The organism is Lentzea sp. NPDC054927 (assembly GCF_053610285.1).
The window spans coordinates 32,335-52,991 of the sequence record NZ_JBSGXZ010000007.1 but is presented as its reverse complement, the minus strand read 5'-3'; the positions used below and the strand labels follow the sequence as shown (position 1 = coordinate 52,991).

Sequence of the window (20,657 nt, the reverse complement as noted above, 5' to 3'; positions counted from 1 at the left end):
TCACTTATTGTGTTCCTTTTGCCAACCCCTCCTCAGATGCAGCAAGAGCTGAGGCACGACTCGTGACGGGACCACCCACCGGAACCTCCCGTTTCAAGCGTGAGGACGCCTCGGCTTCGCCATCGGGTTGATCAGCTGCGGGTGGTGAACATGCCTGTTGCTATGAAGCGGTAGACCAGTTCGTTGTCGCGGTGGGCTGTGCCTGCGAACTCGACCAGGCCGAGGGTTGGGCGGGACTTCGAGAGGCGGGCGCTCAGCACCTCGGCGGCGAAGGTCAGGGTGTCGCCTGGGTAGACCGGGGCCAGCCAGGAGAGTTCGCGGCCGCCTGGGGAGCCTTGTGAGGTGGAGTCGGACAGGACTACGTCTACCCAGCTGCGCATCCAGAGGCTGGCTGTGTACCAGCCTGAGGCGGACAAACCGCCGAAAATGGAGTTGCGGCCCGCGTCGTCGTCCAGGTGGAACGGCTGGGGGTCGAATTTCTTGGCGAAGTCCACCATGTCGTCCCGGTCGACGATTACCTCGCCGAGCGGGATGATTCGGCCTGCAGGCAGATCCTCGAAGGCGATCATGCGTTGATCGTAGTAACTGAAATCGCTGGGAACCGATCTAAGGGCGACGGCGTCCTAGAGCCCGAGCCCAGGGCTATGCGTGTGAGGGGGACTCGGTGGACGACCACCGTGCGCAGGTCGAGGAGCTGCTGGCCGACTATCGGCGCAGCCGCGAGAGGCTGGCGACTGTTCAGCGGGAGCTGGCTGCTGTGTCCGGGGAGGCTTCGAGTCCGGACGGGACGGTCAGGGCCGTGGTTGGGCCTGGCGGGAAGCTTGCTGGGCTGGAGTTGTCCGAGTTGGCTTATCGGCGGCATCGGCCTGAGCAGTTGGCCGAGTTGATCGTGCGGACTGTGGCTGCGGCTGCCGAGTCTGCGGCTGAGGACACCTATCAGGCGTTGAGCACGGTGTTGCCTGCTGCTGCGGATCCTGCGGCGTTGGTGGCCGGGACTGCGGATTTGGCGCCTGCCGAGTACGAACCTCAGGTGGCTCAGCAACCTGCTCGTCGTCGCGTTGATGACGACGAGGACAACGAGCAGCGGGAGAGCTGGCTCGACTCCGAGCTCATCAACAGGAGGGTCTGATGGCCGGGTACGGGGCCGATCTCGATCGGCTGGATGCCGGGGCGCGGGAGTTGCGCGGGTTTGCCGGGCAGGCGGGCGAGATCGCTGGGACGTTGGACAAGGCGCTGGCCGCGTTCGGCGTTTGCTGGGGGGATGACGCGGTGGGGCGCAGTTTTGCGGCTTCGCACGAGAAGCCTTCCGGGGACGCGGCTGGGGCGTTGTCGGGGCTTGCGGCGACGTTGGGGGACGTGGGCGACAAGCTCGCTGCCACGGCTGAGACGTATCGGCACGTCGAGCAGAGCAACGCATCCGCGATGAGAAGGTTGGACGGCTGACATGGGCATCGAGCTTCCCGCCGAACTCGCCGCGGTCGCGGCCAAGGCAGGCGTTTCGTGGCCCAAGGCCGACGAGGACGCCATGCGGTCCAGCGCCACTGCCTGGCGCGAGGCCGGCGACAAGATCAAAGGGCTGGGGACCTCGTCCGACGGGGCCGCCACGCGTGCTCTGAACGGGCTGACGGGCTCCACCGGGGACGCGGCGCGGGGGCGCTGGGCGAAGGTCGTGGCTCCGGACGGCGAACTGCAGCGGGCTGCTCGTGGGTGTCATGCCGCCGCTGATCGGCTCGACCACGCCGCCAAGCAGGTCGGGGCCGCCAAGGTCGAGATCGTGCGCGAGCTCGTGACGCTGGCCAAGAACAACGACGCCGCGAACGCTTCCGCCAGTGCCGGTAACCCCAACGCGTTGCTCGGCCTCGACACGCTGACCCGAGGTGCCGCGGCCAACGTCGCGAACCTCCACAACACGTTGTCCTCCGCCATCCGTCTGGACAGCGGCGTGGACATGACCCAGGGTTCGCAGCCCGTCAACACCTCGCCCGGAGCCCACGGGCCCGGCGGTGGAGGCGGTGGCGGTGGGCTGTTGGCCCCGGTCACGAACATCGTCGGTGGCGTGGTGGCTCCGGTCGCCGGTGTGGTCGCGCCGATCGTTGAGCCCGTTGCCGCCGTGGTCGCTCCGGTGACCGAGACGGTCGCTCCTGTCGTTGGCGCCGTGACTGCTCCGGTGGCGCCTGTTGTTGGTGCTGTGACTGCACCTGTCGCGCCCGTTGTCGGTGCGGTGACTGATGCTGCTGCGCCGATTCTCGACGCCGCTGCACCCGTGACGGCGCCCGCCGCGGCCGTGGTCCAGCCGGTCGTCGACGCGGTGCCCGGTGGTCGTGACGCCGTCGGACCGGTGTTCGACACAGCCGATGGACATGGTCGTGGCGACGGCAACGGCCAGGGCGATGGGCCCGGTCGTGGTGACGGTCCTGGACAAGGCGAGGGCAGGCCTCAGGGGCTGCCGGGTGTCGTGGCCGACGTGGGCCAGGCGGTCGGACCGGTCGCCGCGCCCGTCGCGCACGTGGTGGCGGACGCGATCCCGAGCGTCCACGGCTCCCTCGGCCCGATCGCTGAAGGCACGACGCAGGCTTCGGCCGCGGTCCTGGAGCAGCCGCTGATCCGTGGCGATGTTCCGGCCCAGACCGGTGCCGCACCTCAGGCATCCGCGCCTGCGGCACCGGCTGCTCCCACTGGGCCGACGCTCGGTGGCGCGCCGATGGGTGGCGCACCGGTGGGCGGACCCGTCGGTGCTGTCGGCGGTGCGATGAGCGGTGCTGTGGGCGGTGTGCCGTCGGCGGCTCCTGTCGCCGGTTCGCAGGTCGGCGCGGTTGCCGGACAGCAGGGTGCTGCCCAGTCCGCCGGTCAGCAGGCGCAGCAGGGACAGGCCGGTCAGCAGGCCGCCAAGGCCGCGGAAGCCAAGGCCGCGGCGGAGGCGAAGGCAGGAGAGGCCAAGGTCGGCGAGGCGAAAGCCGGAGAGGCCAAGGCGGGATCGCAGGTCGTGTCCGGCAAGACGGGCGCGCCGGGTGCGGTGCCGGCCGCGAGCCAGTTCGGTGGTCAGGCGACCAGCCAGGCCGGTCAGGTGCAAGGACCTGGCCAGTCGGGTCAGGCTTCGCCCGGCACGCAGACCCCCGGTTCGGGACAGGGCGCGCAGGCGACCGTCAAGGATCCCGCCAAGGATCTGACGAAGGACGCGCTGGACGCCCTGCAGGACGGTTCCGCCGACGGTTCGGCCGTGGAGGAGCGTGGCGAGCAGCAGGTCGGCGACACCATCACCGCGCCGGCGGCTCCGTTGGCAGGGGTCGACCTCGGCGGTGCGCTCACCGACCGCCTCGAGAACCGCGAGCAGTCCCAGGCACTGGTCAACCCCGGCCTCGTCGGTGACATCGCCCGCCACAGCTACACGGCGGTCGCGGCCGGCAGCTGGTTCATGGCGATCTTCCTGTCCGCGGGCCAGGCTCCGCGGCTCGCCCCGAAGCCGGCGAGGCAGCTCCCGGCGCCGGTGCGGCAGGACGAACAGCAGGTGCCGCGGTTCGCCCCGCAGGACCACCCGCGGGCCGATCTCGTCGTCGTCGCGGAATCGCACCCGGCGGCGGCGACCGAAGGTCTCGGCAAGGATCACCCGATCGTGCAAGAACTTCTGGCTGGCTACGACGCGTTGGCCGGCATGCACGAACGCGACTGGGAAAGCCTGTTCCAGCACGAGGACGGCACCTCGCGCTGGCCGATCGAACGCGAGGGCGGCTACGAGGACAGCCAGCCCGAGGTGCTGAAGGAAGGCGCCGAGCTCGACCGGTTCGGCACTCCGGAAGGTCGCGTGCTGTCCCAGGCGGGCACGCCGTTCGCGCAACGTTCGCTGCCGCCTGCCGCGCTCGACGAGGGCTACCGCCGGTACCGGGTCACCAGGGACCTGCCCGTCCACCGCACGATCAGCGCACCCTGGTTCGGCCAGCCCGGCGGCGGAAGTCGTTACCGCACAACCTATCCCGTCGCTGACCTCGTCGCGCTCGGCTACCTCACGGAGATCACCGCATGAACGTCGAGAGCCTGCCGGAGTGGCTGACGAAGATCGGCGTGCCGGACGACGTCGTCAGCATCGGTGAGGAGACGGACCAGCGCTGGTGCCTCCTCACCGAGACCGACGACGACGTGGTCAAGGGCTACGAGGTGTTCTGGCAGGAGCAGGGCAACCGCTACGACTGGGCCCGGTTCGACGACGAGAGCGTGGCGTGCCACTACCTCTTCGGCCGGCTCGCCTGGGCTCAGGTCGCGCGCGGAAGTCTTACCGTGCCAACAGCTTGAGCGCGGCCTCGTGCAGGTGGCCGTTCGACGTCAGCACGCTGCCGCCGTCGTAGCGCTCCTCACCGTCCAGTGAGGTGAAACGGCCACCCGCCTCGGTCACCAGCACCTGGAACGGGGCGATGTCCCACGGGTTCGCCACGCACTCCGGGGCCAGGTCGATCGCGCCCTCGGCGACCAGGCAATGCTGGTAGAAGTCGCCGAACGCGCGGCTCTCCCAGGTCGCATCCACCAGCCGCAGCCACGCATCGCGTGAGTGGTACTCCACCCACGACTTGATGTCCGTGGTCGACACGTAGGCGTCCTCGAGAGAGCGCACCCCGGACACGGAGATCGCGCGATCGCCGGACGCGTCCGACGCGAACGCGCCACCGCCCGCGGCAGCCCACCAGCGGCGGCCCAGCGCCGGCGCGGACACGACGCCCACGACCGGGACCCCGTCGACGACCAGGGCGATCAGCGTCGCCCAGATCGGCACGCCACGCAGGAAGTTCTTGGTGCCGTCGATCGGGTCGAGCACCCAGACGCGCGACGCGTCCAGCGTGCCGCCGCGTTCCTCGCCCATGACGACGTCGTCCGGGCGTTCCGCGGCCAGCACGGCGCGCACGGCGTCCTCGACCGCGACATCGGCGTCGGTCACGGGCGTGCGGTCCGGTTTGCGCTCCACGGCGAGGTCGTGAGCGCGGAATCGGGTGGAGGTGATCGCGTCGGCGGCGTCGGCGAGGCGGAGGGCCAGTTCGAGATCAGCATCGTGGCGTGACACGCGGCGATCGTTCCACGAATACGCTGGGCCCGTGAGCGTGGTGTTGCTGGCCGAGGACGATCCGGCCATTGCGGAACCTCTCTCCCGCGCGTTGACGCGGGAGGGCTATTCAGTGCAGGTCGTGAGCGACGGGCCGAGTGCCTTCGACGCCGCGATCGCGGGGGGCATCGATCTGCTGGTGCTCGATCTCGGCCTGCCCGGCATGGACGGACTGGAGGTGTGCCGCAGGCTTCGCCAGAACGGCAGAGGCATACCCGTGCTGATGCTCACCGCACGAGCCGACGAGGTCGACTTCGTGGTGGGGCTGGACGCGGGCGCCGACGACTACGTCGCCAAGCCGTTCCGCCTCGCCGAGCTGATGGCCCGCATCCGGGCCCTGCTGCGCCGCCGGGCACCGGGCACGCTGGAGGTCAACGGCGTGCGCGTCGACCTGGCCGCCCGCCGCGTCACGGTCGACGGCGGGGAGATCCAGCTCGCGAACAAGGAGTTCGAACTGCTCAAGGTGCTGATCCAGCGCGCTGGGCAGGTCGTGAGCCGCGACGAGATCCTCTCCGAGGTGTGGAACGACCCCGACCTCAAGGGCAGCAAGACGCTCGACATGCACATGTCGTGGCTGCGCCGGAAGCTCAGCGACGGCACGCCCAACTCGGCGGAGAAGCGCATCGCGACCGTGCGCGGCCGCGGCTTCCGCTTCAACGCCGACTGATGCGCCGCCGGATACTGCGGGCGATCCTGCTCGCCGTCGCCGTGACGGGGTTCGTGCTCGGCATTCCGCTCGGCTACACGGCCCTGCAGCTCGTCGAGGACACCGCCCGCGGCGACCTCACGGAACGCGCCCAGCAGATCGCGACCACGCTCGACGACCAGCTCGCCAACCGGCGCGGCATCGACATCGAGGCCGTGAAGATCGTCGTGCCCACCGACGGCCGGCTGACCGTCGTGTCCAGCGGCGTCACCAGCACCACCGGCCCGTCTCCCGGCGCCGACCCGCTGACCGTCGAACTGCCGATCGCGCAACAGGGCACTGTCCGGCTGGAGATCCCCTCCGCCCCGATGCACACCACCCAGGCCCAGGTGGCCGGTCTGGTGCTGCTCCTGCTCGCGCTCTCCGTCGGCACCGGCACCGTCGTGGCCCTGGTGACGGCGCAAACGCTTGCCCGCCCGCTCGGCTACGTGGCCGCCCGCGCGTCCCGCCTGGGCGCCGGTGACTTCCGCGCCGATGAGCAGCGCTACAACATCCCCGAACTGGACGCGGTTTCCGAGGCGCTCGACACCTCGGCCACAGCACTGGCGCGCCTCGTCCAACGCGAACGCGAACTGGTCGGCGACGTCTCCCACCAGCTGCGCAGCCGCCTGACCGCACTCCAGCTGCGCCTCGAAGCCCTGGCAGAACACCCCGAACCGGACACGGCCCTGGAAGCCCGCGCGGCCCTCGAACAGGCCGAACGCCTGGCCGCGGTGCTGGACGAGCTCCTCGCGGCCGCCCGCGCGGCCAGGGCCGTCGGTGCCGAACCGCTGGAACTGCGCCCGGCGCTGAACGGCATCGCCGAGGAGTGGCGCGAGCAGGTCAAGAGCCAGGGCCGGGCGTTGCGCGTCCGCGTCCCGGACGGCCTCCTGGCGCGGGTCACCCCGGCCCGTCTCCGCGAGGCCATCGGCGTGCTGCTGGACAATGCGCTGCGCCACGGTGAGGGCTCGGTCGTCGTCTCCGCTCGCAGCGAGGAAGGCACCGTCGTCATCGAGGTCAGCGATGGTGGTGCCGGCGTGCCGGACGAGCTGGCGGCGCACATCTTCGAGCGCGGTGTCTCAGGCGGCGGCTCGACCGGTGTGGGTCTGGCGCTCGCACGGGCGTTGGTCGACGCGGACGGCGGCCGGTTGGAGCTCTCGACGGCGCGACCGGCGACGTTCGCGGTGTTCCTGCCGGTGCCGAAGGCTCAGGACGTGGTCGGCATCCCCTGGAGGGCGCCCAGCACGCCGAGGTAGCTCAGGAGTGGCCGAGCGCTTCTTCGTCGTCGATCGGACGGGTCGAGCGGGCGTTCTCCTCGGGGAACACCCAGTTCTTGTACCCGTACCAGCGGAAAGCCATCGCGATGAGCGTGCCGACGATCTGCGCGCTCAGGAAGTCCGAGATCTCCTCGGTCAACCGCGACACGTGCGGCTCCTGCAGGTGGAACGCGTACCGCGCGATGTACAGCGGTGCCGAGTTCAGCACGATGCCGATGCCGTTGACCAGGAAGAACAACAACGCCTCGTGGTGACGCTCACGGCCGCCGCGGGTCTTGAAGGACCATTCCCGGTTCAGGATGTACGAGACGATCGTGGCGACCAGGGTCGCGATGATCTTCGCGGTCACCGGGTTGTTCGGCAGGACGACGGTCTTGATCCCGAAGAACAGGACCGTGTCGATCACGAAGCACGTGCCCCCGACCAGGGCGAACTTGACTAGTTCACGATGCTTCAGCGCGATCGACCGGATCGGTTCCGGGAACCGGGAGACCACTGTTTCGGCTAGGGACACGGGACGAGTCTACGGAGATCGGGTGAACGCGCCGGTCCGGCCGGGCGCCGGCGTCGGGGAACACCCAGCGTCGCATCGCCCAGAACTTGAAGCCGGTGGCGAGCAGCATGCCGATGATCGAGCCGGACGCGAAGTCCGCGATCTCCTCGGTCATCACCGAGACGAACGGGGCCTGCAGGCCGAACAGGTGTCGCGACAGCCACAGCGGCGCGATGTTGATCGCCACGCCCAGGCCGCTGACCAGGAAGAACAGTGCGGCCTCGTGGTGACGCTCGCGGCCGCCGCGGGTGTGGAACGACCACTCGCGCGACAGCACGTACGAGGCGATGATCGCCACCAGCACGCCGATGACCTTCGCCGTGACGACCTTGTCGGTCAGCACGGTGAGCTTGAGCGCGTACCAGACGCCGTTGTCGATGACGAACGTCGTGCCGCCGACCAGCGCGAACCGGATCAACTCGCGGTGCTTGTGCAACAGGAACTGGAGTGGTTCTGGCAGCCGGCTCATGGCACGGCGAACGACTGGCAGCACCGCGTCAGCTTACGGATCAAGGTAACGGCGGCCGCCTCCGGGTGTTACCTTTCGCGACCGCCAGCCACCTGAGCTGCACGTTCAGTGACAATCGAAGATCAACATTTGATCAACTTCGCGGTGGCTCGCAGGTCGGCAGGCCCAGCAGGTCCGGGATCAGCGGCGGGAGCAGCCTCGGCCACGGCTCGCACGGTTCCGACCTCGGCGGCGGCGTGGTCGTCGGAGGAGTCGACGGTGGCACGGACGGCGACGGCACCGTCGTCGACGGCGGGAGCACCGGCGGCAGGATCGGCTCGGTCGGCACGGTCGGGGTGCCCGGCTTGGTCGGGTCCGATGGCTCGGTCGGCTTCACCGGCGGCGTGGTCGTGGTGGTCGGCGGAACCGTGGTCGGCGTCGGCGTGGACGTCGGCGGGTTCGGCTCCACCTCACCCGGCGGCTGTTCCGGCCGCGTCTTGAACGGGACGGTCACGGACTTGGTCGCGTTGCCGAGGGTGGCCGTGACGGAGATCGTCCCGCCCCGGTGCGGCAGCCCGAACGCCCAGATGGACATCCGGAACTTGGCGTCCTTGTCCAGGTCGGTGACGCAGTGGATGGTGTTCTTGTCCGTCCGCCGGCAGTCCCGGTACGGCGTGAAGATCACGATGTTCTCCGACGCGGACACGTCCAGCTTCAACGTGCCGGCCCGCGGGCCCTTGTTGCGCACCTGGACGTCCACGCGCGGGTCCCAGTACACCTCGTGCCACGTCGACACGCTGAGCTCGATGTCGTCGTTCACCGGCGGCACGTTGACCTCGACGCTGACGTTGACCGAGATCGACGTGCCCGCGCTGATCGTGCCGGTGATCGTGCCCGGCACGGCCTCGTTCGTCGCGCGCAGCCGGAACAGGAACGTCGCCTGCCCGCCGGGCGCGATGCCCGCCGGCGTCGTGCACGTGATCGTGCCGCCACCCGCCGGGCAGTTCACGGTCTGGTCGGCCGAGCCGTCCGGTTGCAACAAGCGTGCGGCGCCGAACGACGACGGTCCGCCGGTCGACAGCACGCCGGGCGGCAGGTTCAGCACCATCGCCGCGGGCGGTGCCGCGGTGCCGCCGGTGTTCCGGACGGTGATCGGGAAGTCCTTCGGCTCCTCGCCGGGCGTGAGCGTGAATCCGCTCGGCGTCGTCGGGGTGAGCGACGGCGGCGTGGGCTGCGGAGTCGGCGTCGGCGCCGGGGGTTCCGGAGTCGGGGCCGGCGTCGGCGTGGGTGCAGGCGGCGGGGTCGGCGTCTGGACCGGCTGCTCCGTGGTGGGAGCCGGCGGGACCGGTGGCACCGGCTTGGGCGTCGGAGGCTGCTGGACCTGTGTCTGCGCCGGTGGGGGCTCGATCGCCTGGACGGCGGGCGCCTGCTGGTTGCTGCTGCCCGAGGCCAGCGCGATCACGACGGCCGCGGCCACGGCGGCAGCGGAGCCACCGACGGTCACGAGCTGGCGGGGGATCGAGGCACCGACCGCGCCCGCGCCACCCGCGGCCGCACCGGCGCCGACGACAGCCGTCGTCGAGCCCGCGGCCACCAGGTACGTCGTGGCGCCGATGCCCAGCACCAGCGGGGCGACGAAGATCCGCAGCGCGCCGTTGACGTCCGCGAGTTCGGCGGCCAGCGCCCGGCACCGGCCGCACTCGTCGAGGTGCGCCTCGACCTGGGTCGCCTCGCGCTTGGACAGGCCGGCGCGGGTCCAGGCGCCGAGACGGTCGACGGTCGCCTTGCAGCGTTCCGCGTCCGTCGCGGCCAGGTGCATCTGCAGGTACTGCTGCTTGAGGCCCTCACGGGCGCGATAGGCGAGCGCGGACACGCCGTTGGCCGTCAACCCGAGCAGCGGGGCGACCTCGGCGGGCGACTGGCCCTCGATCTCGGTGTGCCAGAGCACCATCTGCCAGCGCTCCGGCAGCGCGGCGAACGCGCGGGCGGCCATCGACTTCTCCAGCCCGGCCACCGCGGTGTCGCTGAACTGCACCGCCGGCGCGACGTCGGTCATGTCCTCGGTGAGGTCGACCTTCTTCTCGCGGCGGGTCTTGTCGTACGCGGTGTGCCGCAGCGCCGTGAGCAGGTACGCGCGGAACGCCGAGTCGGGGCCGCGGCCTGCACGGAGCGTGTCCAGCACCTTCGCGAACGCCTCGGAGACCAGGTCGTCGGCCTCGGCCTGCGATCGGGCCAACTGGCGGGCGAGGTTGTAGGCCGCCGAGACGTGGCGTTCGTACAACTGGCCGTAGGCGTCGATGGTCCCGCCGCGCACGGACTCGATGAGTTCCGCGTCGCTGGGCCCCTGGACGTCTGCAGGAACGATCGCCACAGTCTTCGTTTCCCTCCTCGCGGCGCTCAGTGTGACTTACGGCGCCTGGCGGAGTCATCTCAATCCCCCGCGCGGGTTGCGTCACGATCCAGCGACGGGCGCGTCTCCCACCTGGAATCGGAGAGCTGAAGGGAGACCGGGTGGGTGTCGCACAAGCGGAACGCCTGCTGAAGTCGAGGTGGCGGACCGCCACCATGGCCGCCGGCTGGGCGTTCCCCGCAGACTGGCCGCTCGCCGAGGTCGACGAGGTGTGCGCGGCGATGCTGGAGAACACCGACCCCGGCGACGCGCTGGTCCGGCTGGGCCGCGCTCGCGCCGAGGCGGGTGCCGGCCTCACGGAGACGCTGATGGACCTGGCCGCGCTGCACGCCGTGCTGACCGACGCGTCGCACATCGTGTCGCCGGACGTCGACGCGCTCCCTTCACGGATGCTGCGCATGACAGCGCTGGGATGGGCGGACGTGGTGACGAAACAGGCCGGCGAGTGCGCGGCCGAGGATCCTCTGACCGGGCTGGCGACAGCCGCGTACCTGCGCACACGGCTGGGCGAGGTGTACCGGGAGACCCCCGTCGCACCCCTCGACTACGCACTCGTGATGCTGCGCCTCGACGTGCACCGTGCGTCGGGATGGTCTCGTGTGGTCGCCATGACACTCGCGTCCGACGCGTTGCGCACGGTCTTCGACAGCGGCGAGACGTTGGCGAGTCTCGGGCCGTGCGTGGCCGTGGTGCTGGTACGCCGTGACGAAGTACTAGCGCGCAGGGTGTCGAACCTGCGCGTGCTCGCCGCCGATCGCCTCGCCGACGACCCCAACGTGCGGCCGGTAGGGCCCGCGAAGGTCTGGATCGAGCGGTTGCCGGACACGCACGCCGAGGCGTGCGGGCTCCTCACCTCGCTTGGGCGCTGACTTCCCCCTGTCCCGCGCCCAGGTGTCCCGTGTCCCCACCGGGTCGGGTTTCGCGCACGCCCAGAAGTGTTCTATTGTCCTAGTCCACTAGAACAATCTGGGGAGCGTGTGTGGTCGAGTTCCACGTCGACCGTGGCAGCGGTCTACCCGCGTACCTGCAGCTAGGGCGGCAGGTCAGGGAGGCCATGAGGCTCGGCTGGTTGCAGCCGGGCGATCGCCTGCCGACGGTCCGCGACGTCGTCGCGACCAGCGGCGTGAACGCGAACACCGTGCTCAAGGCCTACCGCGAGCTGGAGCTCGCCGGGCTCGTCGAAGCCCGTCAGGGCTCCGGCACCTTCGTCAAGACGTCCCTGGGGACCGCCGCCCCCGAGGACCTCGATCCGCTGCGCGAGAAGCTCGCCTGCTGGGTGACGGAGGCACGCTCCGCCGGGTTGGAGGACGAGGACATCGACGCGCTGGTGCGCGAGGTGCTGAGTGGGGGAGCGCGATGAGCGTGGTTGCGGCCGAAGTGTCGAAGTGGGCGGTGCGGAACGTCTCCTTCGAACTGCCACCGGGCAGCGTCACCGCATTGGTGGGGGCCAACGGCTCCGGCAAGTCGACGCTGCTGAACGTGCTGGCCGGGCATCTGCTGCCGGATTCGGGGCACGCGTCCATCGCGGGCCGGGTCGCGTACGTGCCGCAGCACAAGCCGATGTACAAGGGTTTCAAGGTCGCGGACGTGCTGGAGTTCGGCCGTCGCATGAACGACGTCTGGGACCACAAACGCGCCGACGAGTGGCTGACCAGGTTCAGGGTGCCGCGCAAGCTTCAGATCGGCGACCTGTCCGGCGGGCAGCGCACGCACGTGACTTTGGCGCTGGCACTGGGATCTCGCCCCGACGTGCTGCTGCTGGACGAGCCACTGTCCGAATTGGACCCGTTGGCGCGCCACAAAGTCGTGCGGGAGTTGCTGACCGAGGTGAGTGACAACGGCATGACGCTGGTGTTCTCCACGCACGTCGTCGCGGAGATCGGTGGTGTGGCGGACAGGTTGCTGCTGCTCGCCGACGGGCGGTTGCTCGTGAACGGCGACACCGACGAGTTGCTGGAAGAGCACGTGCTCTACACAGGCCCGCGCGCCTCGACATCACCCGTGGAGGGACGTGTGGTGCTCGCGAAGCACAGCGTTTCGCAGTCTTCATACCTCGTGCGCTCCGGCGGTGCGCAGATCGCCGAACCGTGGATCGCGCGGTACGTGACGCTGGAGGAACTCGTTGTGGCGCACCTGGAGCGTGCCGCGTGAGCGCACTCGCCTGGCTGACCTGGCGTCAGCACCGGTGGACCATCCTGGCCACCACTGCCCTCGCGTTGGTCGCCGCGTTCACCCTGGTCTCGACGGAGAGCGGCAAGATCGGCTCGATGCTGATGGCCGGCTTCTACGGCCTCATCGTGCAGCTCTCGTTCGGCGCTGTGATCGGCATGTTCTGGGGCGCGCCCCTGATCGCCCGCGAACTCGAGGAACGCACCTACTTCGTGGCCTGGGGTCAGGACGTGACACCCGCGAAGTGGTTGCAGGGCAAGGCACTCCTGCTCGGTCCGCTGGCTGCCGTGCTGGGCGCGCTGGTCGGGCTCGGCGACGGCTTCGGCGGCAGCAGGATGACGTGGGGCGGGTTCGAGGCCACGCCGCTCGTGCAGGCCGGCTACGCGATCTTCGGGTTCGCGCTCGGCGTGCTCATCGGCCTGATGTCGCGGCACGTGGTGACGGCGATAGCGGCGACGCTGGTGTTCTACACGCTGGTCCGCGCTTTGATCGCCACGGTGGTGCGTGACCACTACCTGCCGGCGCAGCGCGTTGTCGCCCGGTGGGACAGCACACCCGTTCTTCCGCAGGACTCGCTGGAACTCGGCAGCGGGTTCGTGGGCAGCGACCTCAGTCCGGTGCCGGTGGCCGAGAAGTGCGCGACGCTGATCAACCCGAACACCTGCATGCGTTCCTCGAAGGCCGCGATCGGCACGTACGTCGAGTACCAGCCGGTCGGCCGGTTCTGGATCTTCCAGGTCTTCGAGTTCGGCTTGTTCGCACTGCTCGCCGCCGTGCTGTTCGCCGTGACGTTCCGGATGCTGCGCCAGGGCGGTGGGTGGAAGCCGTCGAGGCGCCACCGCCGCCTCGCAGTCGAACCCGCGGCCGAGCCCACTGCCAAAACCACTGACGAGCCCGCCGCTGAATCTGCTGCCGAGCCTGCCGCCGACTCTGCTGCCGAGCCTGCCGCTGAATCTGCCGCCGAGCCTGCTGCCAAACCCGCTCAGAGCACTCCGTCGGACGCCGCCCACGCGGAGGGATAGCGCGGGCGGAAGCCGATCTCCCGCTGCGCGCGGGTGGTCGACACGATTCCGTGCCACGGGTCGAACTCCTGCTGAACGGCCTCCTCGCTGGGGGTGAGGCCGTTCAGCAGGTGCAACTCGACGGCCGTCATCGGGCTGTCGTCGGCGATGTTGAAGATCCCGCCGGCGCCGGATTCGAGCACCTTCCCGACCGCCTGCGCCACGTCGTCGTGATGCACCAGGTGCAGCCGCTGGTGGCCGGGCCAGGTCGCGGCCCAGCGCAGCGACTCCTCCAGATGCGGATCGCCGTCGCCGTAGACGAAGGCGAGGCGGAGGATCGTGGCTTCCCTGGTGTCGAGCACGGCCTGTTCGCCCAGCGCCTTCGTGCGGGGGTAGTCGCCGAACGCGGGATCGGGATCGGCCGGGTCGTCCTCGGTGGCCGGCCTGCCGAGTCCGCCTGGGTACACGAGGTTCGTGCTGAAGTGGACGAACAACGGCACCTTCTCGGCGGCCTCGGCGAGGGCCTTGGTGCCGTGGACGTTCACGCCTTCGAAATCGGTGCTCGTGCGGAGGGCGGCGGCGACGTGCACGACGGCGTCCACGCCGGACACCAGTTCCTCGACGGCCTCTGTGTCGGCCAGCCGGTGGGTCAGCGTGCGCACGTCGTGGCCCTGCTCGCGCAACCGCGGCAGCAGCCTGCTGCCGACTCGTCCGGTCGCACCTGTCATCGCGATCTTCATGCGATCCAGCGTCGTTCCGTGCGCCGGACGCAGCCAGGGACGATGAATCCCTGGCTACCGTGGAGACATGCTGGACATGGCGGGTTTCCTGCGCAGCTGCCGCGAACGGATGGAGCCACGCGGCGGCGGTCGTCGGCGCACGCCGGGGCTGCGCCGCGAAGAGGTGGCCGAGGCCGCGGGCATGTCGGTCGACTACTACTCCCGGCTGGAGCAGGGCCGTGGTCCGCGCCCCTCTGTTTCTGTCCTGCACGGCATCGCACGAGCGTTGGAGCTGTCCTCCGACGAGCGCGCGCATCTGTTCCGGCTGGCAGGTGAGGCCGTGCCGGAGGAGCCCACGTCCGGGCACGAGGTGCGGCCCGGCATCCGGCTGCTGCTCGACCGGCTCGGTGACGACCTCGCGGTGGTGATCACCGATGTGGGTGACGTGCTCGCCTGGACGGCCCGCGCCGAGCTGGTGTTCGGCGACTTCACCGGCCGGAACCTGCTCAGGGCGTTCTTCCTCGGTGACGAAGGCTGGGTTCCGGAGGAGGACCGCGAAGGAGTCGCCCGCGCTCACGTCGCCGATCTGCGCGCGACTCTGGCGCGTCGGCCCTCCGCACAGCCGTTGATCGACGAGTTGATGGCGAGCCCGCTGTTCGCACGGCTGTGGGCGGAACACGGCGTGAAGGTGCGCCGGTCGGCTCGCAAGCGGCTGCGGCATCCGGTCGCAGGCCTGCTGGAGTTCGACTGCGAGGTGCTCGGCGCCCCGGAGCACGACCAGCGGCTTGTGATCCACACCGCACCCGAGGGCAGCGTCACCGCCCAGAGGCTGGCTCTGCTCGTGAGCCGATCAGAAGTTGCAGGTAGGCTGCCTCAACCGTGGACTCCCGTACCCGTCTCCCAGTCGTCGGCATGATCGGCGGCGGGCAGCTCGCCCGCATGACGCACCAGGCCGCCATTCCGCTCGGCCAGTCGCTGCGCGTGCTCGCCGTGTCCGAGAACGACCCCGCGGCGTTGGTCGCGCGGGACGTGGTGCTCGGCACGCACACAGACCTCGACGCGTTGCGCGCGTTCGCGAAGGGCTGCGAGGTCGTCACGTTCGACCACGAGCACGTGCCTCAGGAGCACCTGCGCGCGCTGGTCGCCGAGGGCGTCAAAGTGCACCCCGGTCCGGACGCGCTGCAGTACGCGCAGGACAAGCTGAAGATGCGTGTGCGCCTGGCCGAGCTGGGCCTGCCGGTGCCGCCGTTCGCCGAGGTCCACGACGTGCGCGACGTTCTCCGGTTCGGTGGGGCTCACGGGTGGCCGTGCGTGCTGAAGGCGATCCGCGGCGGCTACGACGGCCGCGGCGTGTGGATGCTGAACCAGCCGCACAGCGCCGAGCTCGTCGTGCCCGAGCTGCTCGAGGCCGGGACACCGTTGATGGTCGAGCAGTGCGTGCCGATGCGGCGCGAGCTGGCGGCCGTGGTGGCGCGCTCGCCGTTCGGGCAGGGCGCGGCGTGGCCGGTCGTCGAGACCGTGCAGTCCGACGGCATCTGCGTCGAGGTCCTCGCTCCGGCCCCCGCTCTGGACGGTGCCGCGGCCCAGGAGCTGGCCCTGAAGGTCGCCGACGCGTTGGGCGTGGTGGGCGTGCTGGCCGTGGAACTGTTCGAGACCGCCGACGGCGTGGTCGTCAACGAGCTCGCGATGCGCCCGCACAACTCGGGCCACTGGTCGATCGAGGGCGCGCGCACGTCCCAGTTCGAGCAGCACCTGCGTGCCGTTCTCGACTACCCGCTGGGCCGCACCGACCTGATGGCGCCGGCCGTGGTGATGGCGAACGTGCTGGGCGCCGAGGACGTGCCCGCGATGGGCCCGGACGAGCGCGTGCACCACCTGTTCGCCCGGTTCCCGGACGCGCACGTGCACCTGTACGGCAAGGAGGAACGGCCGGGCCGCAAGATCGGGCACGTGACGTTCCTCGGCAACGACATGACAGAGGTCCGCCACCGCGCGCGGCTGGCCGCGGACTGGCTGTCCACCGGTGTGTGGAACGACGGATACGACATTCACGGGAGTTCGGAGTGACTGAGGCTGTGACTCAGGTCGGCGTGATCATGGGCAGCGACTCGGACTGGCCGGTGATGAAAGCCGCCGCCGAGGCGCTCGCCGAGTTCGACGTCCCGTTCGAGGTGAGCGTCATCTCCGCGCACCGCACCCCGCAACGCATGCTCGACTACGCCAACTCGGCCGCCTCGCGCGGCCTGCGGGTGATCATCGCGGGCGCAGGCGGCGCGGCACACCTGCCGGGCATGGTCGCCTCCGCCACCGTGCTCCCGGTGATCGGCGTCCCGGTGCCGCTGAAGTATCTCGACGGCATGGACTCGCTGCTCTCGATCGTGCAGATGCCCGCAGGCGTCCCGGTGGCCACGGTCTCAGTGGGCGGCGCCCGCAACGCGGGCCTGCTGGCCGTTCGCGTACTGGCCGCCTCCGACCCGGCGTTGCAGGAGCGCATGGCCCGCTTCCAGGCCGAACTCGAGCAGCTCGTACTAGACAAGGACGCGGCGCTGCAGAAGTCCCTCTGAGTGCTCAACAGCACAGCAGCGCCTGTGGTGAACGGGCGCTAACATCGTGCCGAGTACTCGCTACTGGGAGGTAACAAGGTGAACCCGAGCTTCGGCACCTATCAGCTCGCCGAGGAGCACGAGGCGCTGCGAGAGGCCGTCCGCTCGCTCGCCGAGAAGGAGATCAAGCCGTTCGCGGCCGAGGTCGACGAGAACGAGCGCTTCCCGGTAGAGGCCCACAACGCCCTGGTGAAGTCGGGCTTCGCAGCCGTCCACGTCCCCGAGTCCTACGACGGCCAGGGCGCCGACAGCGTCGCCACCTGCATCGTCATCGAGGAGATCGCCCGCGTCTGCGCGTCCTCCTCGCTGATCCCGGCGGTGAACAAGCTCGGCACCATGCCGATCCTCCTGTCCGCCTCCGAAGAGCTCAAGCAACTGGTCATGCCGTCCATCGCCTCAGGCGAAGCCATGGCCTCCTACGCCCTTTCGGAGCGTGAGGCAGGCTCCGACACCGCCTCCATGCGCACCCGCGCAGTGCTGGACGGCTCGGACTGGGTGCTCAACGGCACCAAGTGCTGGATCACCAACGCCGGCGAGTCGACCTGGTACACCGTCATGGCCGTGACGGACCCCAACGCCGCCAAGAAGTCCGCCGGCATCTCGGCCTTCGTGGTGCACAAGGACGACCCGGGCTTCTCGGTGGGCCCCAAGGAACGCAAGCTCGGCATCAAGGGCTCGCCGACCCGCGAGATCTACTTCGAGAACTGCACGATCCCCGCTAATCGCATCATCGGTGAGCCGGGCACCGGTCTGAAGACGGCTCTCCGGACCCTGGACCACACGCGCCCGACGATCGGCGCGCAGGCCGTGGGTATCGCCCAGGGTGCCCTTGAGGCCGCTGTCGCGTACGTCAAGGACCGCAAGCAGTTCGGCAAGTCCATTTCGGACTTCCAGGGCGTGCAGTTCATGCTCGCCGACATGGCGATGAAGATCGAGGCTGCCCGGCACATGGTCTACGTGGCCGCTGCCAAGGCCGAACGTGGCGAGGCGAACATCGGCTTCATCACCGCCGCCGCCAAGTGTTTCGCGTCCGACGTGGCCATGGAGGTCACCACGGACGCGGTGCAGCTGTTCGGTGGCGCCGGCTACACGCGTGACTTCCCCGTTGAGCGGATGATGCGGGACGCGAAGATCACGCAGATCTACGAGGGCACGAACCAGGTGCAGCGCGTCGTGATGTCACGCGCCGTCCTCAACGGCTGAGAGTTTGGTGAGCGGGTTCCGTTGCTACCGCGATGGAATCCGCTCACGCTCAAGTTCTTCGAACGGAACGATGACGCACCCGCGGAGTTCGCGGATCAGCGCGTTTGCGACAACCCGACGCACCGCCGGATCGTCATAGGCGAAGTTCCCCGCAGTGACCGCTGTCGGTACAAGCACGCTTTGCCGGTAGAGCGCACCGCGCACACCCGCAATCGGGTGCTCCTTCACTCGAACTGCCACGGCTCCGCGCCGCAACGCCGGACACAGCCGTCGAGCTACCGCGACGCACGGCAGGCACACCGGTGGCTCCGCCGACGCCATTCCTTCCGGCCACTGCGGCCAGTCGTCACCGTGATCCCGTTGCAGCCACAGGACGCCGTCGTCGTTCCGGTCCGCTGGTCCGCCACAGACCTGGCACAGCAACAGTTCCATCGCTCGTCGTTGCCGCAACGGATGAACCCTGGCGAACTCCGGCTTGCCAACTCGTTGTCGCAACGCGGTCTGACGCCACAGCACACCATGTCGATCTCGATCGCTCAGCAGCTCGTTGGCGTACCCGATGCTTTGGTCTGGGCGCTCCACTAGCGCGCACGGCAGGTCTTGCTCGGCGCTCCACGCAGTGATGTAGGGCGTCGCGATCTCTGTACAGAACTCCACTTCGAAAGTGAAGCGCGGTTCTGTACAGAAAGGCAAGAGGTGTCAGTCGAGTGAGGTGAACTTGTACTCGAGCACGTAGGCCGCTGAGTCGAGGATCATCTCGTTGACCTCGACTGGCTGGTCATCTGCGGTGTACGCGGTCCGCACGATCAAGATGACCGGCGTGCCTTGCGCGAGGTCTAGCGCCTGACGCTCGGCGTCCCGCGGCATACGGGTGCGTAGCTCTTCGCGGAACCTCGTGGGCTCGTGGCCCAACTCTTTGAGGCGGGCGTACGCGCCGCCTTCGCCGGTGTTGATCTCAGTGATCGCGGAGCCGGCGACCAGTGCCTCGGGGTAGTAGGACGTTGCCAACTGCACCGGCTTGTCATCGACGACATACCTGCGTCGCCGGATCACGACGCGGGCGCTGTCGTCGAGCTTGAGAACCTCGGCGATGGGCGCGGGTGGGAGTTCCACGTCGACAGTGACGTCTTCCCTCCTCGGCCGCGTGCCGAGATCGGTGGACCAGATCGGTTGACCGGATCCCCAGGACGTGGACTTCAGCCGGTCTGGCGACACGCGCCTGATCGGCTTGAACTCGCGGACAAAGGTTCCCGAGCCGCGCTTCGCGACGATCAGGCCCTCGTTCTTCAGCAGGTCCAACGCCCGACGGGCGGTCGGCTGCTCCACGCCGTACTGACTCGTGAGGTCGTTCTCACCAGGAACTTTGCTGCCGGGCGGAAGCTTGCCGGAGTCGATCTGCTGCCGGAGGTCGTTCGCGATGTCCCGATAGCCAACGCGCCCTGGCTGGGCGTTGCCGGTCATGAGCCATCTCCTCGACGGGGCCGCAGTTCTGTACAGCGACCAAGCTACCCCGCAGAGGTGGAAGGGCCGAGTTGCCCCGGACCTAAGCTGCCACGCACGTGCCCAACGCCTCGCCGATCGCGCCCTTTGCACCCAGCACGCAGGTCGACTCCGCGGTCAACGCTTTGTCGGAGATCTGCTGCGCGAAAGCGATCGCCACGTTCATCATCCGCGTCGGACTCCCGCTGTCCACGGCCGCTTTCACAGCCGCAGCACGGGCTTCGTCGGTCGTGCAGCTGATGTCGGTGCCGAACTTGTCCACGTGCGGTAGCCACAACGCCTTCGCGCCAGTCGCGCATGGTGCTACCTGCCAGCGCGTGGCCTCCGCCGCGTGAGCCAACGGCGCGGACAGCACAACGAAGCCGAGCGTGAGGGCCAGAGCTGCGAGCAAACGTCCCATGTGGACGAACGTAACGGCGCCTGGCCGCCCCGACCGGGGGAACCATTGCCACAGAAGGTGACTACGCTCCGTCCCGGCCGACCTGTTGCCTAGTCGGCCCGCACCGGAAGTGGGCCGAACGTCTCCGCAGGCAGGCGATCCATCCCTTGATCGCCACTGACGTTCCACCCGATCCACCGCCACGCACCCTTGCTGCAGTCGAGCACCTTGGTCATCTGTCCGTCGAATACGGCGAACTCGTTGTGGGGGAACAGAACCACGTAAGGGCTCAACAGTGCGCTTGTGGTGGCGTCCCAGATGCGAACGGTGTTGTCGTCGCCGCCGGTGAGGATGCGGGTGTTGTCGGGTGACCAGGCGACGGCCCTTACCCAGTCGACATGTCCGGTGAGTTGGTGGAGTTGGTGGCCTGTGGTGGCGTCCCAGATGCGAACGTTGCCATCGTTGCCGCCGGTGAGGATGCGGGTGTTGTCGGGTGACCAGGCGACGGCGTTGACGGTGCGGTGTCCGGTGAGTTGGTGGAGTTGGTGGCCTGTGGTGGCGTCCCAGATGTGGGCGGTGTTGCCGCCGGTGAGGATGCGGGTGTTGTCGGGTGACCAGGCGACGGCC

24 protein-coding genes are annotated in these 20,657 nt (G+C 69.3%); 14 read left to right on the top strand and 10 right to left on the bottom strand.

Annotated elements, in window-relative coordinates:
* Positions 1–131 precede the first annotated feature (131 nt).
* Positions 132–569: a MaoC family dehydratase gene (locus ACWGE0_RS13435; protein ID WP_452261185.1), complete on the bottom strand. Its 438-nt coding sequence runs from the start codon at positions 567–569 to the stop codon at positions 132–134.
* Between the two features lie 95 nt (positions 570–664).
* Here ACWGE0_RS13435 and ACWGE0_RS13430 point away from each other — a divergent pair, with 95 nt between their 5' ends.
* Genes ACWGE0_RS13430 through ACWGE0_RS13415 form a run of 4 tightly spaced genes read left to right on the top strand, consistent with a single transcriptional unit; the run spans position 665 to position 4,284 of the window.
* Positions 665–1,129, top strand: coding sequence for a YbaB/EbfC family nucleoid-associated protein (locus ACWGE0_RS13430; RefSeq protein WP_452261184.1), 465 nt, complete (start codon positions 665–667; stop codon positions 1,127–1,129).
* A complete protein-coding gene (locus tag ACWGE0_RS13425) occupies positions 1,129–1,443 on the top strand; it encodes a WXG100 family type VII secretion target (RefSeq protein ID WP_452261183.1) in 315 nt (104 codons plus the stop codon). The genes ACWGE0_RS13430 and ACWGE0_RS13425 overlap by 1 nt, the downstream gene beginning before the upstream one ends.
* A 1-nt stretch (position 1,444) precedes the next feature.
* Positions 1,445–4,018 carry a TNT domain-containing protein gene (locus tag ACWGE0_RS13420; protein WP_452261182.1) on the top strand — a complete coding sequence of 858 codons (2,574 nt, stop codon included), beginning with the start codon at positions 1,445–1,447 and terminating at the stop codon, positions 4,016–4,018.
* On the top strand, positions 4,015–4,284 hold the full coding sequence (locus ACWGE0_RS13415) for a hypothetical protein (RefSeq protein ID WP_452261181.1): 270 nt from the start codon (positions 4,015–4,017) through the stop codon (positions 4,282–4,284). The genes ACWGE0_RS13420 and ACWGE0_RS13415 overlap by 4 nt, the downstream gene beginning before the upstream one ends.
* Here ACWGE0_RS13415 and hisN read toward each other — a convergent pair.
* Positions 4,265–5,044, bottom strand: coding sequence for a histidinol-phosphatase (hisN, locus tag ACWGE0_RS13410; protein ID WP_452261180.1), 780 nt, complete (start codon positions 5,042–5,044; stop codon positions 4,265–4,267). The two genes, ACWGE0_RS13415 and hisN, sit on opposite strands and share 20 nt — an antisense overlap.
* 31 nt (positions 5,045–5,075) lie before the next feature.
* On the opposite strand from hisN, the gene ACWGE0_RS13405 reads away from it, so the two are divergent.
* Together ACWGE0_RS13405 and ACWGE0_RS13400 are read left to right on the top strand one after the other, a co-directional pair.
* Positions 5,076–5,750, top strand: a complete 675-nt coding sequence (locus ACWGE0_RS13405; protein ID WP_452261179.1) for a response regulator transcription factor — start codon at positions 5,076–5,078, stop codon at positions 5,748–5,750.
* Positions 5,750–7,024, top strand: coding sequence for an ATP-binding protein (locus tag ACWGE0_RS13400; protein WP_452261178.1), 1,275 nt, complete (start codon positions 5,750–5,752; stop codon positions 7,022–7,024). The genes ACWGE0_RS13405 and ACWGE0_RS13400 overlap by 1 nt, the downstream gene beginning before the upstream one ends.
* A gap of 1 nt (position 7,025) precedes the next feature.
* On the opposite strand, the gene ACWGE0_RS13395 is transcribed toward ACWGE0_RS13400, so the two are convergent.
* The 3 genes from ACWGE0_RS13395 to ACWGE0_RS13385 all read right to left on the bottom strand — a co-directional run bounded on the left by ACWGE0_RS13395 (position 7,026) and on the right by ACWGE0_RS13385 (position 10,417).
* On the bottom strand, positions 7,026–7,559 hold the full coding sequence (locus ACWGE0_RS13395) for a GtrA family protein (protein WP_452261177.1): 534 nt from the start codon (positions 7,557–7,559) through the stop codon (positions 7,026–7,028).
* A complete protein-coding gene (locus ACWGE0_RS13390) occupies positions 7,489–8,088 on the bottom strand; it encodes a GtrA family protein (RefSeq protein WP_452261393.1) in 600 nt (199 codons plus the stop codon). The genes ACWGE0_RS13395 and ACWGE0_RS13390 overlap by 71 nt, the downstream gene beginning before the upstream one ends.
* Positions 8,089–8,200: 112 nt before the next feature.
* Entirely contained in the window at positions 8,201–10,417 is a 2,217-nt protein-coding gene (locus tag ACWGE0_RS13385) for a sigma-70 family RNA polymerase sigma factor (protein ID WP_452261176.1), read from the bottom strand.
* Positions 10,418–10,557: 140 nt separating this feature from the next.
* Between ACWGE0_RS13385 and ACWGE0_RS13380 the strand changes: the two genes are divergently transcribed.
* The 4 genes from ACWGE0_RS13380 to ACWGE0_RS13365 all read left to right on the top strand — a co-directional run bounded on the left by ACWGE0_RS13380 (position 10,558) and on the right by ACWGE0_RS13365 (position 13,647).
* Complete coding sequence (locus ACWGE0_RS13380) at positions 10,558–11,325, top strand: GGDEF domain-containing protein (RefSeq protein ID WP_452261175.1); 768 nt, start codon at positions 10,558–10,560, stop codon at positions 11,323–11,325.
* Positions 11,326–11,435: 110 nt separating this feature from the next.
* Complete coding sequence (locus ACWGE0_RS13375) at positions 11,436–11,816, top strand: GntR family transcriptional regulator (RefSeq protein WP_452261174.1); 381 nt, start codon at positions 11,436–11,438, stop codon at positions 11,814–11,816.
* Complete coding sequence (locus ACWGE0_RS13370) at positions 11,813–12,607, top strand: ATP-binding cassette domain-containing protein (RefSeq protein WP_452261173.1); 795 nt, start codon at positions 11,813–11,815, stop codon at positions 12,605–12,607. Before ACWGE0_RS13375 ends, ACWGE0_RS13370 begins: the two co-directional genes overlap by 4 nt.
* Complete coding sequence (locus tag ACWGE0_RS13365; protein WP_452261172.1) at positions 12,604–13,647, top strand: hypothetical protein; 1,044 nt, start codon at positions 12,604–12,606, stop codon at positions 13,645–13,647. The genes ACWGE0_RS13370 and ACWGE0_RS13365 overlap by 4 nt, the downstream gene beginning before the upstream one ends.
* Here ACWGE0_RS13365 and ACWGE0_RS13360 read toward each other — a convergent pair.
* Complete coding sequence (locus ACWGE0_RS13360; RefSeq protein ID WP_452261171.1) at positions 13,608–14,366, bottom strand: NAD-dependent epimerase/dehydratase family protein; 759 nt, start codon at positions 14,364–14,366, stop codon at positions 13,608–13,610. The two genes, ACWGE0_RS13365 and ACWGE0_RS13360, sit on opposite strands and share 40 nt — an antisense overlap.
* A 67-nt stretch (positions 14,367–14,433) precedes the next feature.
* On the opposite strand from ACWGE0_RS13360, the gene ACWGE0_RS13355 reads away from it, so the two are divergent.
* The 4 genes from ACWGE0_RS13355 to ACWGE0_RS13340 all read left to right on the top strand — a co-directional run bounded on the left by ACWGE0_RS13355 (position 14,434) and on the right by ACWGE0_RS13340 (position 18,151).
* On the top strand, positions 14,434–15,261 hold the full coding sequence (locus ACWGE0_RS13355) for a helix-turn-helix domain-containing protein (protein WP_452261170.1): 828 nt from the start codon (positions 14,434–14,436) through the stop codon (positions 15,259–15,261).
* A complete protein-coding gene (locus tag ACWGE0_RS13350) occupies positions 15,225–16,412 on the top strand; it encodes a 5-(carboxyamino)imidazole ribonucleotide synthase (RefSeq protein WP_452261169.1) in 1,188 nt (395 codons plus the stop codon). The genes ACWGE0_RS13355 and ACWGE0_RS13350 overlap by 37 nt, the downstream gene beginning before the upstream one ends.
* Before the next feature lie 8 nt (positions 16,413–16,420).
* Positions 16,421–16,909, top strand: coding sequence for a 5-(carboxyamino)imidazole ribonucleotide mutase (purE, locus tag ACWGE0_RS13345; RefSeq protein WP_452261392.1), 489 nt, complete (start codon positions 16,421–16,423; stop codon positions 16,907–16,909).
* Between the two features lie 78 nt (positions 16,910–16,987).
* On the top strand, positions 16,988–18,151 hold the full coding sequence (locus ACWGE0_RS13340) for an acyl-CoA dehydrogenase (RefSeq protein ID WP_452261168.1): 1,164 nt from the start codon (positions 16,988–16,990) through the stop codon (positions 18,149–18,151).
* A 24-nt stretch (positions 18,152–18,175) separates the two neighbouring features.
* Here ACWGE0_RS13340 and ACWGE0_RS13335 read toward each other — a convergent pair whose 3' ends face one another.
* The 4 genes from ACWGE0_RS13335 to ACWGE0_RS13320 all read right to left on the bottom strand — a co-directional run.
* Positions 18,176–18,583, bottom strand: a complete 408-nt coding sequence (locus ACWGE0_RS13335; protein WP_452261167.1) for a hypothetical protein — start codon at positions 18,581–18,583, stop codon at positions 18,176–18,178.
* A 267-nt stretch (positions 18,584–18,850) separates the two neighbouring features.
* Positions 18,851–19,612: a GntR family transcriptional regulator gene (locus tag ACWGE0_RS13330; RefSeq protein WP_452261166.1), complete on the bottom strand. Its 762-nt coding sequence runs from the start codon at positions 19,610–19,612 to the stop codon at positions 18,851–18,853.
* An 82-nt stretch (positions 19,613–19,694) separates the two neighbouring features.
* Positions 19,695–20,051, bottom strand: coding sequence for a hypothetical protein (locus ACWGE0_RS13325; protein WP_452261165.1), 357 nt, complete (start codon positions 20,049–20,051; stop codon positions 19,695–19,697).
* A gap of 89 nt (positions 20,052–20,140) precedes the next feature.
* Positions 20,141–20,657, bottom strand: a 517-nt coding sequence (locus ACWGE0_RS13320) for a WD40 repeat domain-containing protein (RefSeq protein WP_452261164.1), incomplete at its 5' end; no start/stop codon positions are given.

Bases quoted from the DNA above. Each gene is read 5' to 3' on its own strand.
- ACWGE0_RS13425 (WP_452261183.1), top strand. From the start codon at position 1,129: ATGGCCGGGTACGGGGCCGATCTCGATCGGCTGGATGCCGGGGCGCGG.
- ACWGE0_RS13435 (WP_452261185.1), bottom strand. From the start codon at position 569: ATGATCGCCTTCGAGGATCTGCCTGCAGGCCGAATCATCCCGCTCGGC.
- ACWGE0_RS13330 (WP_452261166.1), bottom strand. From the start codon at position 19,612: ATGACCGGCAACGCCCAGCCAGGGCGCGTTGGCTATCGGGACATCGCG.
- ACWGE0_RS13335 (WP_452261167.1), bottom strand. From the start codon at position 18,583: ATGGAACTGTTGCTGTGCCAGGTCTGTGGCGGACCAGCGGACCGGAAC.
- ACWGE0_RS13355 (WP_452261170.1), top strand. From the start codon at position 14,434: ATGCTGGACATGGCGGGTTTCCTGCGCAGCTGCCGCGAACGGATGGAG.
- ACWGE0_RS13400 (WP_452261178.1), top strand. From the start codon at position 5,750: ATGCGCCGCCGGATACTGCGGGCGATCCTGCTCGCCGTCGCCGTGACG.
- ACWGE0_RS13370 (WP_452261173.1), top strand. From the start codon at position 11,813: ATGAGCGTGGTTGCGGCCGAAGTGTCGAAGTGGGCGGTGCGGAACGTC.
- ACWGE0_RS13420 (WP_452261182.1), top strand. From the start codon at position 1,445: ATGGGCATCGAGCTTCCCGCCGAACTCGCCGCGGTCGCGGCCAAGGCA.
- ACWGE0_RS13360 (WP_452261171.1), bottom strand. From the start codon at position 14,366: ATGAAGATCGCGATGACAGGTGCGACCGGACGAGTCGGCAGCAGGCTG.
- ACWGE0_RS13325 (WP_452261165.1), bottom strand. From the start codon at position 20,051: ATGGGACGTTTGCTCGCAGCTCTGGCCCTCACGCTCGGCTTCGTTGTG.
- ACWGE0_RS13415 (WP_452261181.1), top strand. From the start codon at position 4,015: ATGAACGTCGAGAGCCTGCCGGAGTGGCTGACGAAGATCGGCGTGCCG.